This window comes from Streptomyces sp. NPDC093085 (assembly GCF_040683935.1).
GTDB lineage: Bacteria > Actinomycetota > Actinomycetes > Streptomycetales > Streptomycetaceae > Streptomyces.
Genome location: NZ_JBFBFB010000005.1, coordinates 54,673 through 69,922 on the forward strand (window position 1 = coordinate 54,673; position 15,250 = coordinate 69,922).

Annotated in this window: 12 protein-coding genes; 10 read left to right on the forward strand and 2 right to left on the reverse strand. The window is 73.3% G+C overall.

The window, feature by feature from the left end:
• Positions 1-170: 170 nt before the first annotated feature.
• The 5 genes from AB0O07_RS16755 (at position 171) to AB0O07_RS16775 (ending at position 4,102) form a co-directional block, all read left to right on the forward strand.
• Positions 171-2,489 (forward strand): MMPL family transporter, encoded by a 2,319-nt coding sequence (locus AB0O07_RS16755; RefSeq protein WP_365633270.1) that lies wholly within the window; start codon positions 171-173, stop codon positions 2,487-2,489.
• A 277-nt stretch (positions 2,490-2,766) separates the two neighbouring features.
• A complete protein-coding gene (locus AB0O07_RS16760; RefSeq protein WP_365633273.1) occupies positions 2,767-3,294 on the forward strand; it encodes a GNAT family N-acetyltransferase in 528 nt (175 codons plus the stop codon).
• 161 nt (positions 3,295-3,455) lie between these two features.
• The gene (locus tag AB0O07_RS16765; RefSeq protein WP_365633276.1) at positions 3,456-3,605 is read left to right on the forward strand and encodes a Scr1 family TA system antitoxin-like transcriptional regulator; all 150 of its coding nucleotides are present in this window, start codon (positions 3,456-3,458) and stop codon (positions 3,603-3,605) included.
• A 34-nt stretch (positions 3,606-3,639) separates the two neighbouring features.
• Entirely contained in the window at positions 3,640-3,840 is a 201-nt protein-coding gene (locus AB0O07_RS16770; protein ID WP_365633279.1) for a DUF397 domain-containing protein, read from the forward strand.
• Entirely contained in the window at positions 3,833-4,102 is a 270-nt protein-coding gene (locus AB0O07_RS16775) for a DUF397 domain-containing protein (RefSeq protein WP_365633282.1), read from the forward strand. The genes AB0O07_RS16770 and AB0O07_RS16775 overlap by 8 nt, the downstream gene beginning before the upstream one ends.
• A gap of 130 nt (positions 4,103-4,232) precedes the next feature.
• On the opposite strand, the gene AB0O07_RS16780 is transcribed toward AB0O07_RS16775, so the two are convergent.
• Positions 4,233-7,253 (reverse strand): ADP-ribosyltransferase, encoded by a 3,021-nt coding sequence (locus AB0O07_RS16780; RefSeq protein WP_365633285.1) that lies wholly within the window; start codon positions 7,251-7,253, stop codon positions 4,233-4,235.
• 392 nt (positions 7,254-7,645) lie between these two features.
• On the opposite strand from AB0O07_RS16780, the gene AB0O07_RS16785 reads away from it, so the two are divergent.
• The 4 genes from AB0O07_RS16785 to AB0O07_RS16800 all read left to right on the forward strand — a co-directional run bounded on the left by AB0O07_RS16785 (position 7,646) and on the right by AB0O07_RS16800 (position 13,573).
• Positions 7,646-9,205 carry a CehA/McbA family metallohydrolase gene (locus AB0O07_RS16785; protein ID WP_365633288.1) on the forward strand — a complete coding sequence of 520 codons (1,560 nt, stop codon included), beginning with the start codon at positions 7,646-7,648 and terminating at the stop codon, positions 9,203-9,205.
• Between the two features lie 304 nt (positions 9,206-9,509).
• The gene (locus tag AB0O07_RS16790) at positions 9,510-12,878 is read left to right on the forward strand and encodes a BTAD domain-containing putative transcriptional regulator (RefSeq protein WP_365633291.1); all 3,369 of its coding nucleotides are present in this window, start codon (positions 9,510-9,512) and stop codon (positions 12,876-12,878) included.
• 213 nt (positions 12,879-13,091) lie between these two features.
• Positions 13,092-13,241: a hypothetical protein gene (locus AB0O07_RS16795; protein ID WP_365633294.1), complete on the forward strand. Its 150-nt coding sequence runs from the start codon at positions 13,092-13,094 to the stop codon at positions 13,239-13,241.
• Positions 13,242-13,402: 161 nt separating this feature from the next.
• Positions 13,403-13,573: a hypothetical protein gene (locus AB0O07_RS16800; RefSeq protein WP_365633297.1), complete on the forward strand. Its 171-nt coding sequence runs from the start codon at positions 13,403-13,405 to the stop codon at positions 13,571-13,573.
• Positions 13,574-13,737: 164 nt separating this feature from the next.
• Here the strand turns inward: AB0O07_RS16800 and AB0O07_RS16805 are convergent, their stop codons facing one another.
• The gene (locus AB0O07_RS16805) at positions 13,738-14,241 is read right to left on the reverse strand and encodes a hypothetical protein (protein WP_365633300.1); all 504 of its coding nucleotides are present in this window, start codon (positions 14,239-14,241) and stop codon (positions 13,738-13,740) included.
• Positions 14,242-14,450: 209 nt separating this feature from the next.
• Here AB0O07_RS16805 and AB0O07_RS16810 point away from each other — a divergent pair, with 209 nt between their 5' ends.
• Complete coding sequence (locus AB0O07_RS16810) at positions 14,451-15,248, forward strand: hypothetical protein (RefSeq protein ID WP_365633303.1); 798 nt, start codon at positions 14,451-14,453, stop codon at positions 15,246-15,248.
• Positions 15,249-15,250: the final 2 nt, after the last annotated feature.

Consider the following 15,250-nt stretch of genomic DNA (forward strand, 5'->3'; position numbering starts at 1 on the left):
TGCCCGACCGCTCGGCGGCGCTCCATGGGAGTTGTATGTGAAGACCGGTCGCACGGGGCCTTTTCCGCAGGGTGGACCGCGCGCCGTTCCTAGCGTGGAGCACGCGGGCAGCTCGCCCTTCCCCGCTTTCTTTTCCTTCTTTCCTTCCCTGACAGTCCGGGAGTCTTCGCGTGTCCACACTCTTGTACCGCCTGGGCCGTTTCGCCTACCGGCGGAAATGGTCCGTCATCGGTTCCTGGTGCGTCCTTCTCCTGGTGGCGGTGGCCGCCGCCGTGGGGCTGATGAAGCCGTTCGCCTCCGCGACGACCATCCCGGGTACGGAGGCGCAGCGCACCCTCGACGTGGTCCGGACGGAGTTCCCCGCCGACGACGGTCGCCTCACCGGGACGATCGTCTTCCGGGCTCCGGAGGGGCGGAGCCTCACCGAGGGGGGCGCGGGGCGGGCGGTGAGCACGGCCGTCCGCGAGGCCGCCGGCGTGTCCGGCGTGGCGTCGGCCGTGGCCCCGGCCGCCTCCGCCGGCACCGTGTCGGCGGACGGCGGGACGGGGATCGCCGGGCTGACCTTCGCGACCGAGCGGGGCGGCACGCTGCCCGAGGCCACGCGGCGGGGCGTCGAGGACATCGCCGCGGCGGCCCGGCGAACGGGGCTGGCGGTGGAGCTCGGCGGGGACGCCTTCTCGGAGGTCGAGATCAAGGTGGTCGGCCCCGGGGAGGCGGTGGGGGTGGTGATCGCCCTCGGTGTCCTGGTCCTCGTCTTCCGCTCCCTCCGTACCGCGATCGTCCCGGTCGCCACCGCGCTGGTCGGTGTCGCGGTCGGCGTGCTGGGTCTGCTGACCCTGACGAGCGTCGTCACGATGGACAGCACATCGGTCATCCTCGCGGTGATGCTCGGGCTCGCCGTCGGGATCGACTACGCCCTGTTCATCGTCTCCCGGCACCAGATCCAGGTCAGGGACGGCATGGACCCGGAGGAGTCGGCCGGGCTCGCCAACGGGACGGCGGGGGGTGCGGTGGTGTTCGCCGGCGCCACCGTCGTGATCGCCCTCGCGGCACTGGCCGTGGTGAACATCCCGTTCCTCACCGTCATGGGGCTGGGCGCCGCCGCGACCGTCGTCGTCTCCGTGCTGGTGGCCGTCACGCTTCTGCCGGCCGTGTTGGGTCTGCTGGGCGCCGCCGTCATCAGCGGTACGTCCGGTACGTCCGGTACGTTCAGTGCGTCCAGTACATCCAGTGCGTCCAGTACGGCGTGGGCGGCCACGGAAAGGGCTGCGGAACGGGCCTCGGAACGCGCCTCGGAACGCGCCGACCGCCGTACGGACCGGCCTGGCGCGGGCCGGCGCTGGGCCGCGCTGGTGGCCCGGCGCCGCTGGACCGTGCTCGTCGTGTCCCTCCTGGGCCTGGGCATCCTCGCCGTACCGGCGGCGGATCTCCGGCTCGGCCTCGGCGGGACGCAGGACCCCGACACCTCCGCTGCCCGCGCCCAGCAGCTCGTCGACGACGGGTTCGGGCCCGGGTACAGCGGCACGCTGGTCGTCCTGGTCCAGGGCGGGAAGCGGACCGTGCTCCCCGCCGCCCAGGAGTTCGCCTCGGCCGTGGGGAAACTGCCGGGCGTGGCGGCGGTCTCCCCCGTGGTTCCCGCCGAGTCCGGCGGCGCGGCCCTGATCAGCGTCACGCCGTCCAGCGGCCCGGAGACGGAGGCGACCCAGCGGCTGCTGGCCGGGATACGGCAGCTCCGTGAGCCGGTCGAGCGGCGCACCGGCACGGAGATCGACGTCACCGGTGCCACCGCGGTCAATATCGACGTGGCCGGCAAGCTCTCCGCCGCCCTGCCCGTGTACTGCCTCGTGGTGATGGGCCTGGCCCTGGTCCTGCTGACCCTGGTCTTCCGCGCGATCGCCATACCGCTGAAGGCCGCGCTCGGCTTCCTGCTGTCGCTGGGGGCCTCTCTGGGGGCCCTGGTGGCGGTGTTCCAGTGGGGCTGGCTCTCCGGCCTCCTCGGGATCAAGGACACCGGGCCGGTGCTCAGCTTCCTGCCGATCCTGCTGGTCGGCATCCTCTTCGGCCTGGCCATGGATTACGAGGTCTTCCTCGTCTCGCGGATGCGCGAGGAGTACGCGCACGGCCGGCCGCCCGTCCAGGCGATGATCCACGGGTTCGGGCACGGCGCGCAGGTCGTGACCGCCGCCGCGCTGATCATGATCGCCGTCTTCGGCTCCTTCGTCTTCGCGGACATGCAGGTCATCAAGGGAATGGGCTTCGCGCTGGGCATCGGGGTCCTGCTGGACGCGTTCGTCGTCCGCATGGCGCTCGTACCGGCCGTGCTGGCGATCCTCGGCGAGAGGGCATGGTGGCTGCCGCGCTCCCTGGGGCGGGCGCTGCCCGACGTGGACATCGAGGGGGAGCGGCTCACACGGCGGCTCACGCGGCGGCGGACTCCGGAGCAGACGCACGGCACCGGGCGCATGACATCATCTGCGGGAGTCAAGTGACCGGCCGCCCCTTCCGGTCCGCCCCGCCGGACCGGCGCGACAGCGAGGGCGAGGGCGAACAGGAACGGAATCGGAAACGGGAACGGGAACGGGAAGAGAACGGGATCCGGACATGACCAGAGAGGCGCCACCGGCCCAGGACGGGATACGGCGGCCCGGAGCGCCCGTCGGAACCCGGCCGGAGACGCTCCCGGAGACGCGGCCGGGGACCCGCCCAGGGACCCGCCCGGAGCCGCGGTGGACGCTACGGGCCGCCACGGCGGCGGACGTGGAGCCCGTGGCCGAGCTGAAGGCCGCCGTGATGCGGGCGGATCTGGTGCGGCTCGGGCGGTACGACGAGCACCGGGTGCGGCAGCGGCTGCGGGACTCCTTCTCCCTGGAGCACACCTCGGTCATCGTCGTCGAGGGCGATCGCGACGACCACGACGGGGTGGCCGGGTCCGTGACCGTGCGCCCCGTCCCCGGCGGGCTCGTGCTGGAGCACTTCTACCTCGCCGCGCGCCACCAGGGCCTCGGGCTCGGTTCCGCCGTCCTGCGTACGGTGCTGAAACGCGCCGACGAGCAGGGCCTCCCCGTCCGCCTCGTCGTCGTCCAGGGCAGCGCCGCGCGCCGGCTCTACGAACGCCACGGGTTCGCCCTGGAGTCCGAGGACCCGATCGACGTCACTCTGCTCCGCCCACCGCCCACACCCGGCGCCGTCGCCTCCTCCGGCCTCCACCCGCAGCACCTTCCCGCAGTGCCCGGAGTGCTCTCCCCCGAGGTGGTACACGCCCCGGCTGTCGGCGTAGAGCCGTACGAGCCATAACCCGCTCCCGCACCCGGGCGCCCCGGACGGCGCCACCGGGTCGGCGTTGAACGGCGGCGGAATCTCCGGGGCGCCGTCCCGGACCCCGACCCGGAGCCGGTGCGGTTCCCGGGCGCGGATACGCGGGGAGTACGGGCCCGGGGCGTGCTGCCCGCCGGGCGGTGCAGCCCGACCAGGCCCACGAGGTCGCGTTCGTCGACGCCGAGGCCCGGTTGAACCAGTACCGCATGCTCGTCGAGCGGCTGGACGGCATGGCCCTCCCGGAGGCCGAGTCCCGCGACTTCATCCACGAGATCGCCGAGAACCTGTGAACCTGTGAACCAGAGTCCGGGAAGGGGGAAAATCATGACGGCGTCCGCCTGGCAGAGGTCGTCCTGCTGCGCCCAGGGCGAGGCCTGTCCGAGCGTCGCCGTGGCGCGCGGAGCGCGGGGCAAGGGGATACGGGTTGCCGGGAGCGCCGGTCCCGCGCGCACCACCCTGGCGACCGGCCCGGTCACCGGGGCCACGTTTCTCCGTTCGGTGAAGGAGTCCGACAGCGATGACTGAACTGCCCGCCCCCGCGCCCGATCCCGCCACGCTCGAATGGGTCCGTGCCGCGCCCGAGGGGGATGACGGGGAAGGGCCCTGGATCGAGGTGGCCGCCGGGGCCGACGATCTCGTTCATCTCCGGGAGACCAGCGACCCCGACAACATCGTCACCACCACCCAGGTGAAGTGGGAGGCGTTCGTGAAGGGGGTCATGGCCGGGGAGTTCGACCACTTCGCCGAGTTGGAGGAGGACGCGGAGGGCGACGGCTCCCCGTCCTGAGGAAGCCGTCGCCCTCCGCCGCCGCCCTGCGACCGGCCCCGTACGGCGGGTTCTTGCGCGTCCGTACGGGGCCGGCGGGCCGGACAGGGGCGGGGCAGGGCCGGACAGGGGCGGGGCAGGGCAGGGCAGGTCAGCCGGTCTGGGTCACCTTGATGACCTTGACTTCCTTGCCGTTGATGATCCGGGTCTCCTGGCTGGTCATCGTGAACTTTCCGTCACGCGGGATGAGGACCTCCGACTCCTTGCCCCGGTAACGGGAGAGCGGGTCGATGTTGCGGCCGTTGCTCGTCTCGATTTCGAGCAGGACGTTCTCGCCGCCCGCGCCCCCTCCGCTCGCCCGGCCCAGGGCGGATTCCGCCTTGCCCAGGTCCGTGGACGTACTCAGGTACTCGGGGAACTGGACCTCGTCGCCGTTGAGGAACTGCTGGAGAACGTTGTCCGGCATGAACGTGCCCCGGTAGACGGTGAGGTCGGGCACCGGCGGCAGATGGCTCAGCGCCTCGTCCATCAACTGCACCTTGGCTTCCGGGTTCTTGAACGATCCGCGCGCGTTCCCGGTGCGCAGATAGCCGTTGAGGTCGGCGGCCCAGCTACCGGTGTAGTTGGCGATGACGAGCGCGTCCTGAGCCGTGAGGTTCTCGGTCAGCGGGTTCTTCTTGGCGATCTCCTCGACCTGCCGGGCCCACTCCTTGCTCGCGGCGGGGCCCGGCTTGTAGTCCGGGACGTCGTCCAGGGCGCGCATCGGGTCCCGGGTGGGGACCTTCTCGTTCTCCTGGTTGGGGTCGTCCTCGGGCGTGTCCTTGGGCTGGTCCTCGTTCTGGTCCTTGTTCGAGCAGTCGGCGCCCCCGCCCCAGGCCTGCTTGGCGGCCTCCTCGGCCTCCTCGTAGGTGCCGTAACCGGATACGCCGGAAGCGGCGGCCGACTTGCCTGCGGCGGCCATCTGCGACGCTACGGAGGTCTTGGTGCCGTTCTGGTTGGGGCCGGAGGTCTCGCCCGCCGCCAGGATGACGTAACCGGTGGAGACGAATCCGGTGGAGCCGAATCCGGTGGAGCCGAATCCGGTGGAGCCGAATCCGGTGGAGGTCGGGGCGGGGCCCATGCCGACCATGCGCTGGTTGTCGCAGTCGTCCTTGGGCGGGTCCGGGTGCTTCGGGTCTTCCGAGTCCTCGGGCTTGGGCGACTCCGGAGTCTCGTTGCCGCCGTTCGCGGTCCCACCGCTGTTCGAACCGCTGGAGCCGGAGCTGCCGGACGCGCCTCCGCTGCTGCCGCTCGCACCGCCCGAGTTGGAGCCGCCGGAGCTTGAACTGCCGCTCGCCCCGCCACTAGCCCCGCCACTCGCACCGCCGGAGCCGGAGGCCGAGCCGGAAGCCGAGCCGGAGGCCGAGCCGGAGGCCGATCCCGAACTCCCGGACACGCCGCCACTAGCCCCGCCGCTCGCACCGCCGGAGGCGGAACCAGAGGCGGAACCGGAGGCCGATCCCGAACTCCCGGACACGCCGCCACTGGCACCGCCACTCGCACCGCCGGAAGCGGAACCAGAACCGGAGCTGCCCGAGCTGCCCGAGTTTCCGCCGCTGCCGGAGCTGCCGGAGCTGCCGCTGCTGCCCGAGTTGCCTGAGCTTCCGCTGCTGCCGCTCGCGCCGCCCGAGTTCGTACCACCGGACGCCCCGCCGGAGCCGGAGGCGGCGCCCCCGCTGGCGCCCCCGCTGGCACCCCCGTTGTTGCCGCCGGTCGCCCCGCCGGAGCCGGTCGCCCCGCCGGAGCCCGTCGCCCCGCCGGAGCCCGTCGTACCGCCCGACGTCCCGCCGATCACTCCGGCTACGGCCCCGCCGTTGTCGTCTTCTCCGCTGCTGTTGCCGCCGTTCCCGTTGGCTCCGCCATTGGATCCGCCATTGGATCCGCCGGTGCTGCCGCCTGTCGCGCCCCCGGTCCCGGCCGTACCCCCGGAGGTGCCACTGGTGGTCCCGCCCGTGGTCCCGCCCGTATTGCTCCCGGTGGTCCCGCCGGTCACCGCCCCGCCGGTCGCCCCGCCCCGGTCGCCGCCCGAGTCCCCGCCGTTCGCGCCGCTCCCTGACGCGCCGCTGCCGCTCGCGCCGCTGCCGGAGGTCCCGCTGCCCGACGTACCGCCGTCGGCGTTGCCCCCGGTCGCCGTACCACCCGCCGTGGTACCGCCGTTGTCCTCGCCCCCGGTCGCGCCACCGGTCCCGGCCGTACCACCGGTCCCGGCCGTACCACCCGTCGCGCCGCCGGTGGTGGTGTCACCCGTCGTACCACTGTTCGCGCCGCCGTTCGCACCGCCGTTCGCGCCACCATTCGCGCCGCCCGTCGCGCCACCGTTCGCGCCGCCCGTCGCACCCCCGGTCGTCGTCTCACCGGCCGTCTCACCGGCGGTCCCGCCACTGGCCCCGCCGCTCCCCGTCGTACCGCCCGTCGAACCGGCCGCCGAGCACGACGTGCCGCCCCCGAGGTTGCAGACGGCCTCCTCCAGCCGGCCGGTCATCCGGCCCGCGATGCCGCCCGTGACCATCGCCAGCATGATCACCGAGACGACCAGGACCATGCCCAGATACTCCACGCCCGTCTGGGCCCGGTCGCTCCGCCGGAAGAGCATGCGCGAGACGGAGAACTCCGAGATGCGCTCCCGCAGGCCCTTCGTGGAGGGCTGCCCGCCCGACCACGTACGGGTCTCGGGCCGGGTGAGGAAGACCAGCGTCGCCAGCGGCAGCACCAGTTGGCTGAGGCCCTGCGCCGAGCCCCCGGCGACGTTGACCAGGCCGCCGCCCGCCAGCCACACCTGGGTCGCGACCAGGCCGGCCCAGACGCGCAGGGCGCCCTCGCGGAGGTGCCGGAGGAGGACCCAGGCCAGGATGCCGGGCGTCGCCGCGTACAGCGCCAGGGCGAAGAGTTTCAGGGTCATCAGGCCGGTGGCCACGGCGTCGACGGTCACGCTCAGCGTGCCCACGACCGTGAGCCCGAACAGCACATGGAGCAGCACGCGCGCGGCGCGGAGGGAGGGCGGCATGGGGGTGCGTTCGCGCCGGTCCCTGAGGTGCCGCGCGAACCGCGCGTACCCCGTGAACTGCCTGAACCGCGCGAAGACACCCGCGGCACCCGAGTGCGCCTGGAGACCGAGCCCGGACACGTGACTCACCCAACACTTCTTGTATGTAAGTGAATTGACTCGCACTCGCACACCCGCGCGAGTTCCCCCGGAGCACCGGCAGGGTAGGCCCCCCGCGGTACCCGCCGACAGGGCCCGTGGGCCCAACGCCCGGGCCCAATGGGGGCGATGCCCCTTGCCCCTGCGGGCCATCGGGGCGGGCGACACCGGCGGGCCATCCGACCGCTGTCTGTCGGCCATCCGCCGACCGCCGGGTCTTGCGCCCCCATTCACCGCGGGCTACGAGAGTGCCGGGACGGGTGCGTCGGTTCCGTCGGTCATCCCCGTCTGCCGCATGTCGCACCAGGTTTCCCGGGCCTCTTCCCTCCCCCCTCCCTCTCCCCCTCCCTCTCTTTTCCTTCTCCTCCCTTGGAGCGGTCGGCATGAATCAGTCCATCGGACGACGCGGACTCCTGGTGACGGGAGCCGCCGGCGCGCTTACGTTGAGCACCGTGAGCTTCGCCCAAGCCAGCACCCCCAGCCCCAGCCCCAGCCCCGGCACCGGCGGCAGCAGCGGCACCGGAACCGGCGGCACCATGACCAGAACCGTCCGCGGCACCCTCCCCACCGGCTCCCCCGACTTCGTCTACCTCCCCGTCGAAGTGCCCCGTGGCGTCAACCAGATCCATGTCGCCTACTCGTACGAGCGCGTACAGGTCCCGGCCGGCACCGCGGGCAACGCCCTCGACATCGGCCTCTTCGACTGGCGCGGTACGGAGCTGGGCGGCCCCGGGTTCCGAGGCTGGTCCGGCGGGGCACGCACCGAGTTCTTCGTACGGGCCGACGCGGCCACCCCCGGCTACCTCCCGGGCCCCGTCCGCGCGGGCACCTGGCACATCGCGCTGGGCCCGTACACCGTCGCGCCCCAGGGGCTGCCGTACGAGGTCACCATCACCCTCACCACCGGCGCCCCGGGCACCACCCCGACCCCCGTCCACCCGCCGCAGCGCGCCAAGGGGCGGGGCAGGGCCTGGTACCGGGGCGACTGCCATCTGCACTCCGTGCACTCGGACGGCGGGCGCACCCCCGCCCAGATCGCCGCGCTCGCCCGCGCCGCCGGGCTCGACTTCATCAACACCAGCGACCACAACACCTCCTCCGCGCACTCCGCCTGGGGCGGCCTGTGGGGCGACGACCTGCTGATCCTCACCGGCGAGGAGGTCACCACCCGCAACGGCCATGTGCTGGCGCTCGGCACGGAACCCGGCACGTTCGTCGACTGGCGGTACCGCGCCCGCGACAACCGCTGGGGGCGCTTCGCGCGCGAGATCTCCCGGGCCGGCGGCCTCGTCGTCCCCGCCCACCCGCACGGCACCTGCATCGGCTGCAACTGGAAGTTCGGCTTCGCCGAGGCCGACGCCATCGAGGTCTGGAACGGCGCCTACACCCCGGACGACGAGATCTCCCTCGCCGAATGGGACAACTCCCTGGTCGCCGCCGTCCGTTCGGGTCGCGCCAGTGGTACGGGGCCGAACTGGACCCCCGCCATGGGCAACAGCGACGCGCACCGCGACCCCGACCCGGTCGGCACCCCGCAGACCGTCGTCCTCGCCGACGAACTCAGCCGTACCGCGATCCTCGCCGGGCTCCGCGCCGGCCGCAGTTACGTCGCCGAGTCCGCTCAGGTCTCGCTCTCCTTCGGCGCCGCGGGCGGCCGGGGGCACCACGCGGGCATCGGCGAGCGGCTCCGGGTCCCGGCGGACGCGCCCGTGACCGTACGGCTGGAGGTGACCGGGGCCCCCGGGTGCACCGCGTCCTTCGTCACCGACCAGGGGCCGCTGTACAGCACGGCGCTCCCGGAGTCGGGGGCGGGCACGGTGGAGTGGACGACCACCGCCTCGTACGCCGCGTATGTACGGGCCGAGGTGCGGCACGCCCCGAAGACGGCCGGGCTGCCGGGGGCGCTGGCGGCCTTCACCAACCCGGTGTTCCTCGGGGAGTAGGAGCAGGGAAGCGGGCGACGGGACGTTCCCGGGAAGCGGGCGACGGAACGTTCCTCGCCGCACGGCGCGGGCGACAGAACCCGGCGCTCCGTTTCGGACGGGGCGGAGGAGGGGGAGGGTGTAGGGAGACCAAGAGGGAGGCGGTGGGGGCCACTCCGCCCCTCGCTCGCCCCGTAGCGCTTCGGCCACAGGTGGTACCGATCCTGTCGAGGGGCTGTGCAGAGCCTGTCTCGCTGCTGACGCACAGCCATCGACAGGGCAGACTGTCGGGGGCGATACCGGTGAGTGGCGGGCAGGGGGAGTTATGGGCCTCGATGGCGGACCGCGCGTGCCGGAGCAGTGGGCTCCGGTCGTACCGAACGGCAGAGAACCGAACGGCACAGAACCGAACGGCGCCGAACCGAACGGCTCACAGCAGAACGGCTCAGGGCAGCAGAGCTCAGGGCGGAACGGCTCAGGGCCGAACGGAGCGGACAGGACCGGCGCGGACGGGACCGGTACGGAGCGGACCGGCGCGGACAGGAACGGTACAGAGCGGACCGGCGCGGACAGGAACGGTACGGAGCGCACCGGCGCCGACAGGAACGGTACTGAGCGGACCGGCGCGACCGCGACCATCACGGCCGGCCGGCGGGTCCGGAGCAAACGGGGCGGCCGGGCCGGCCAGGCCAACGCGGCCGACAAGGACATCAGCGGCAAGGCCGACTCCACCGTCTCCGGCGCGCCCAACGAAGCCCCCCGCGCGCCCCGCGCCTCCCACCTCCGCTTCAGCGTCCTCGGCCCGGTCCGCGCCTGGCGGGACGGCGAGGCGCTGCCGCCCGGTTCGCCGCAGCAGCGGGCGCTGCTCGCCTCGCTCCTGCTCCGCGACGGCAGGACCGCCACCGCCGCCGAACTCATCGACGGGCTCTGGGGCGACGAGCCGCCCTCGCAGGCGCTGGCCGCCGTCCGTACGTACGCCTCCCGGCTCCGCAAGGTGCTCACCCCGGGCGTGCTGGTCAGCGAGTCCGGCGGCTACGCGCTGCGCACCGCGCCCGACGCCCTCGACCTGAACGTGGCCCAGGAGCTGGCCGCCGACGCCGACAAGGCGCGCGCCGCCGGGGACCGTTCGCAGGCGCGCTCGCTGATCAGCAAGTCGCTCAACCTCTGGGACGGCGAGACGCTGGCCTCCGTGCCGGGCCCGTACGCCGAGACCCAGCGCACCCGCCTGGAGGAGTGGCGCCTCCAGCTCACCGAGACCCGGCTCGATCTCGATCTGGAGGTCGGCTGCCATACGGAGGCCGTCTCCTCGCTGACCGCGCTCACCGCCGAACACCCGCTCCGCGAACGCCTGCGCGAGCTGCTGATGGTGGCGCTCTACCGGAGCGGGCGGCAGGCGGAGGCGCTCGCCGTCTACGCGGACACCCGCCGGCTCCTCGCCGACGAGCTGGGCGTGGACCCGCGCCCCGAACTCTCCGAACTCCAGCGCCGGATCCTCCAGGCCGACGAGGATCTCGCCCACCCGCCGGAGCAGCCCGAGCCGGTGCACTCCGTGCCGCGCCCGGCCCAACTGCCCGCGACCGTACCTGACTTCACGGGGCGCGAGGCGTTCGTACGGGAGCTGGGGAACCGGCTGGCCACCGCCGAGGGCTCGGTCATGGCGGTCTCCGCGCTCGCCGGGATCGGGGGCGTCGGCAAGACGACGCTCGCCGTCCATGTGGCGCACGCGGCGCGCGGGCACTTCCCCGACGGGCAGTTGTACGTGGACCTCCAGGGCGCCGGGCCCCAGGTGGCCGAGCCCGAGGCGGTACTGGGCTCCTTCCTGAGGGCGTTGGGCACCCCGCCCGACGAGATCCCCCCCACCCTGGACGAGCGGGCCGCGCTCTACCGCTCCACGCTCGCCGGGCGGCGCGTCCTCGTGCTGCTCGACAACGCCCGCGACGCCGCCCAGATCCGCCCGCTGCTGCCGGGGACGACCGGGTGCGCGGCGCTGATCACCAGCCGGGCCCGGCTGGTCGACCTGGTCGGCGCGCACCTCGTCGACCTCGATGTGATGTCGCCGGAGGAGGCGCTTCAACTCTTCACCCGTATCGTCGGTTTCGAACGGGTCAGCAGCGAACGCGAGGCGGCCCTCGACGTGGTCGCCGCCTGCGGCTTCCTCCCGCTGGCCATCCGGATCGCGGCCTCCCGGATCGCCTCGCGCCGTACCTGGACGGTCTCCGTCCTCGCCGCGAAACTCGCCGACGAGCGGCGCCGGCTCGACGAGTTGCAGGCGGGCGACCTCGCCGTCGCGGCCACCTTCGAGCTGGGATACGGGGCGCTCGACCCGGCGCAGGCGCGGGCGTTCCGGCTGCTCGGCCTCGCCGACGGCCCCGACCTCTCGCTGGCGGGCGCCGCCGCCCTGCTCGACCTGCCGGTGCGGGAGGCGGAGGACCTGCTGGAGTCGCTGGTCGACACGTCCCTGCTGGAGTCGGCGGCGCCGGGCCGCTACCGCTACCACGATCTCGTACGGCTCTACGCGCGTGCCTGCGCCGAGCGCGACGAGCGGGACCCCGAGGAGCGGCGCGCCGCGCTCTCCCGGCTGCTGGACTTCTATCTCTCCACCTCGGCGCGGGTGTACGCGCTCCAGCGGCCCGGGGACCGGCTGGTCGAGCACCTGGCGCCGACGGCGTACCAGGGGCTGGCCTTCACCGACCGGCACGACGCCCAGGACTGGCTGTACGCGGAGGCCAACTGCGTGCTGGCCTGCGTACGGCAGCACGCCTCAGACGCCGTACGGCGGGAAGGCGCCCCGGACGGCTCCCTGCTCCGCCGCGCGGTGGACCTGCTCTGGGCCTCGCTGGACCTCGGCGAGTCCGGCGCCAACTCCAGGGAGTACGAGGCCACGGCGCGGGCGGTGCTCCGCGCGGCCCGGGGGCTCGGCGACGACCGGGCGGAGGGCCGGGCGCTGATCACGCTGAGCAACGCGCATCTGGTGACGGGCCGGTTCGACCAGGCCGACGAGCAGACGCGGCAGGCCATCGCCCCGGCCGAACGCGCCGGTGACCGGCTGACCTTGTGCTGGGTGAGCAACCTGCGCGGGATCATCGCCGTCTACCAGAACAGGTACGAGGACGGCGAGACCCTGCTGCGGGCGGCGATCGACGACTTCCGCGCCGAGCGGAACGCGCCGGGCGAGGCGTCCGCGCTCTGCAACCTTTCCCGGGCCCAGCTCGCCCTGGGACGCACCCAGAGCGCGGTCTCACTGGCCAGGGAGGGCATCAGGATCTACGACCGGATGGGGAACGCGCTGCGGGCCGCGAACGCCCGGTACGCGCTCGCCCTGGCGCTCACCAAGAGCGGCCGGCTCACGGACGCGGCACAGGCGCTGACGGAGGCTCTGGAGAGCTTCCGGGACAGCCGGCAGCGGCTCTGGGAGGGCATGACGCTCTTCCGGCTCGCCGAGGTCGACCTGGCGGCGCGGCGGCCCGCGCAGGCCGCGTCGAACGCGGAGATGGCGCTGACGGTGCTGCGCGGCATCGGCGGCGAGTGGCGGCGCGGCCAGGTGCTGACCGCGCTGGGGCGGGCGCTGGACGGCATAGGGCAGACGGGGCGCGCCCAGGTCTGCTGGCAGGAGGCGCTGGACATCTTCGAGGAGCTGGGGTCGCCGGAGGCGGCGGAGGTGCACGGGCTGCTCGGCTCGTCGGCTGCGGCGTAGGCATACGGCTGTGGTCTGCGCGTTCATCAATCGTTTAGCGGTGCACGGCATTGTCTTCCCCGTCGAAGCCGTTGCAACGGGGGGCAGACGGTTCGATGTGAGGCCGAACCCTTAGGGTGGGCGGCCTTGAGACGCCCGTCCGGCCTCAATCGGGGGATCGGCCGGACGGGCCTCATGCCCCGTCACACCGCTCACAACGAGGGAGATCCGGCCATGAGCGAGAAGAAGACCGAGCAGCTCACCAAGAACGAGGACTCGAACGTCACGGGCGAGTCGGAGACGACGCCCAAGCCGACGGACACCCACATCACCAGCGGGGACGTCACCACCCAGGACACGCACATCACCAGCGAGCCTGCCTGATCACATCGCTGCGCCTCTCTGACGGGGGCCGACGGCCGCGGCGGCGCGGAGGGGGAGCCGCCGCGGCCGTGTCATGTCCGGAGCCCGGTGCGGAAGCCCGGGCCCCGCTTACCGTCGGCGCGTGGACGGTTGCGGCAGTGCCTACCGGAAAGAATTTCGATATGACACCTCAGACAACGCTCGTCAAGAGAATCCTGGTCACCGCGGCGCTGGTCGTCGTCGCGGGAGCGGGAGCGGCGTCCCCGGCCCTCGCACAGGGCACCAGCGGCGCCGTCGACCGGCCCCAGGACAACCATGCCGGCGTCGAGCCGCAGGACATCCACATCACCTGAGCCACCCACGCGCGTGACACCCGGAACACCCGGAACACCCGGAATATTCGGGACATTCGAGATACGCGAGCACCGGAGCGACACGAGAGAGGGCCGAGCGATCCGCTCGGCCCTCTCTCGTATGTGCTCCCGTACGGGCTCGGTACGCGCTTCCGTCCCGCCGTTCAGGCGGCGCGCGACGCGCTCGCCTCGCACCGGCCGACGTCCGCCACCCGCGCCGGGGTGTCCATCGCCACCTTCACCGTCGTCGTCTCGCCGCCCGGGAGTTCGGCCTCCGTCCCGCCGGTGTCGACGACGCTCCCGGTCGCGTCCGTGAACGTCACGTCGACGTCGTAACGGCCGGAGCGGCCCCGTGGGACCTCCACCTCCACCTTCGCGTACGGGACACCCGGGCCGGCACAGGTGATCACGCGCGCCGTGACGCGCTCCTTCTTCTTCGCCCGCGAGGATCCGCCCGAGGCGGACCGGTCGTCCGAGGCGGACCGGTCGTCCGAGGACGAGAACGTGTCGTCGTTGCTCTTACGGGACGACGAGCAGCCGCCGCCCCCGCTGTCACCGTCCGAGGAGCCCCCGCTGCCGTGCCGGCCGCTCTTCGCCGACGAGAACCCCGTCAGAGCCAGTACCACCGCGACCAGAACAGCCGCGAACTTCAGACGCCGACGCACCACAGTCGAGTCACTCCCCCGTTGCCTACGTACTACTGCTCAGCGCGCCGCTACCCGGCGCCGCTTCACGTGCCGCACATGAACCTGTCAAGCGCGAGGGCATACCCTAACAGCGCGCTCCGACAGCGTCGGGCGCCACATGGCGCACCCCGGGTACCCGGCGTACCGTCGGCACCTGGGGCCGGATTCCGCACAGCCAAGGAGGCCGGGCGATGGTCCGCAACATCTTCGGTTCGATCCTCGCGCTCGCCGGGGCCGCCGCCGCGGTCTACGGGCCGTTCCTGGCCTGGAACGACGGGAGAACCGGCACCTCGTACCGGATCGCCGATCTCTTCAACGGCGTGACTCCGAACGGGTCACCGGTCATCACCTCGCTGCTGCTCCCCTTCGCCTTCGCCGCCCTGCTGACGCTGATCGGGGTGGTGACGCGGGCGCGTCCGCTGATCGCGCTGGCCGGGCTGACCGTGCTCGGCTTCACCGTCCTGTGGTTGGTGCGGCAGGGGCAGGCGGCGGGGAGCCTCACCATCAGCGGCGGCCCGACGGGGCTGGGCGCGGGCGTCGGGTACACGGCGGGCGGCGGGGTGGCGCTGCTGCTGGCGGCGGTCCTGATGGCGGGCCGGCGCCGGTCGGAGTGGCGGGACCGGGAGGACCGGGAGGAGAACGAGCCTCTGCCCCCGCCGTCCGGGGGCGTGAGCGGCACCGGACGGCCCCCGCCGTACGAGGAGTACACGCCCCCGGACTACGGCGACCCGGGCTTCGGCCGGCCGGGCGGCCAGGGCGGCTACGGACAGCAGGAGGGGTACGGCCAGGGGTACGGGGAGCGGCCGTACGGTGATCAGCGGTACGGCGACCAGCGGTACGAACCCGCCCCCTGGACGGGACAGGAGCCGGGACAGGGCCCGGGGTCCGGGCAGGCGCACGACGGCGACACCCAGTCCCTGCCGGTCACCGGCCGCTGGTACGAGGAGGGCACGGGCCCCCAGGACCCCGGCCCCGGCCGCCGCCGCTGAGC

Excerpts from the sequence above, each read along its gene's own strand:
- AB0O07_RS16770 (WP_365633279.1), top strand. The coding sequence starts at position 3,640 with ATGACGGCGTCCGCCTGGCAGAGGTCGTCCTGCTGCGCCCAGGGCGAG.
- AB0O07_RS16775 (WP_365633282.1), top strand. The coding sequence starts at position 3,833 with ATGACTGAACTGCCCGCCCCCGCGCCCGATCCCGCCACGCTCGAATGG.
- AB0O07_RS16785 (WP_365633288.1), top strand. The coding sequence starts at position 7,646 with ATGAATCAGTCCATCGGACGACGCGGACTCCTGGTGACGGGAGCCGCC.
- AB0O07_RS16790 (WP_365633291.1), top strand. The coding sequence starts at position 9,510 with ATGGGCCTCGATGGCGGACCGCGCGTGCCGGAGCAGTGGGCTCCGGTC.
- AB0O07_RS16795 (WP_365633294.1), top strand. The coding sequence starts at position 13,092 with ATGAGCGAGAAGAAGACCGAGCAGCTCACCAAGAACGAGGACTCGAAC.
- AB0O07_RS16800 (WP_365633297.1), top strand. The coding sequence starts at position 13,403 with ATGACACCTCAGACAACGCTCGTCAAGAGAATCCTGGTCACCGCGGCG.
- AB0O07_RS16810 (WP_365633303.1), top strand. The coding sequence starts at position 14,451 with ATGGTCCGCAACATCTTCGGTTCGATCCTCGCGCTCGCCGGGGCCGCC.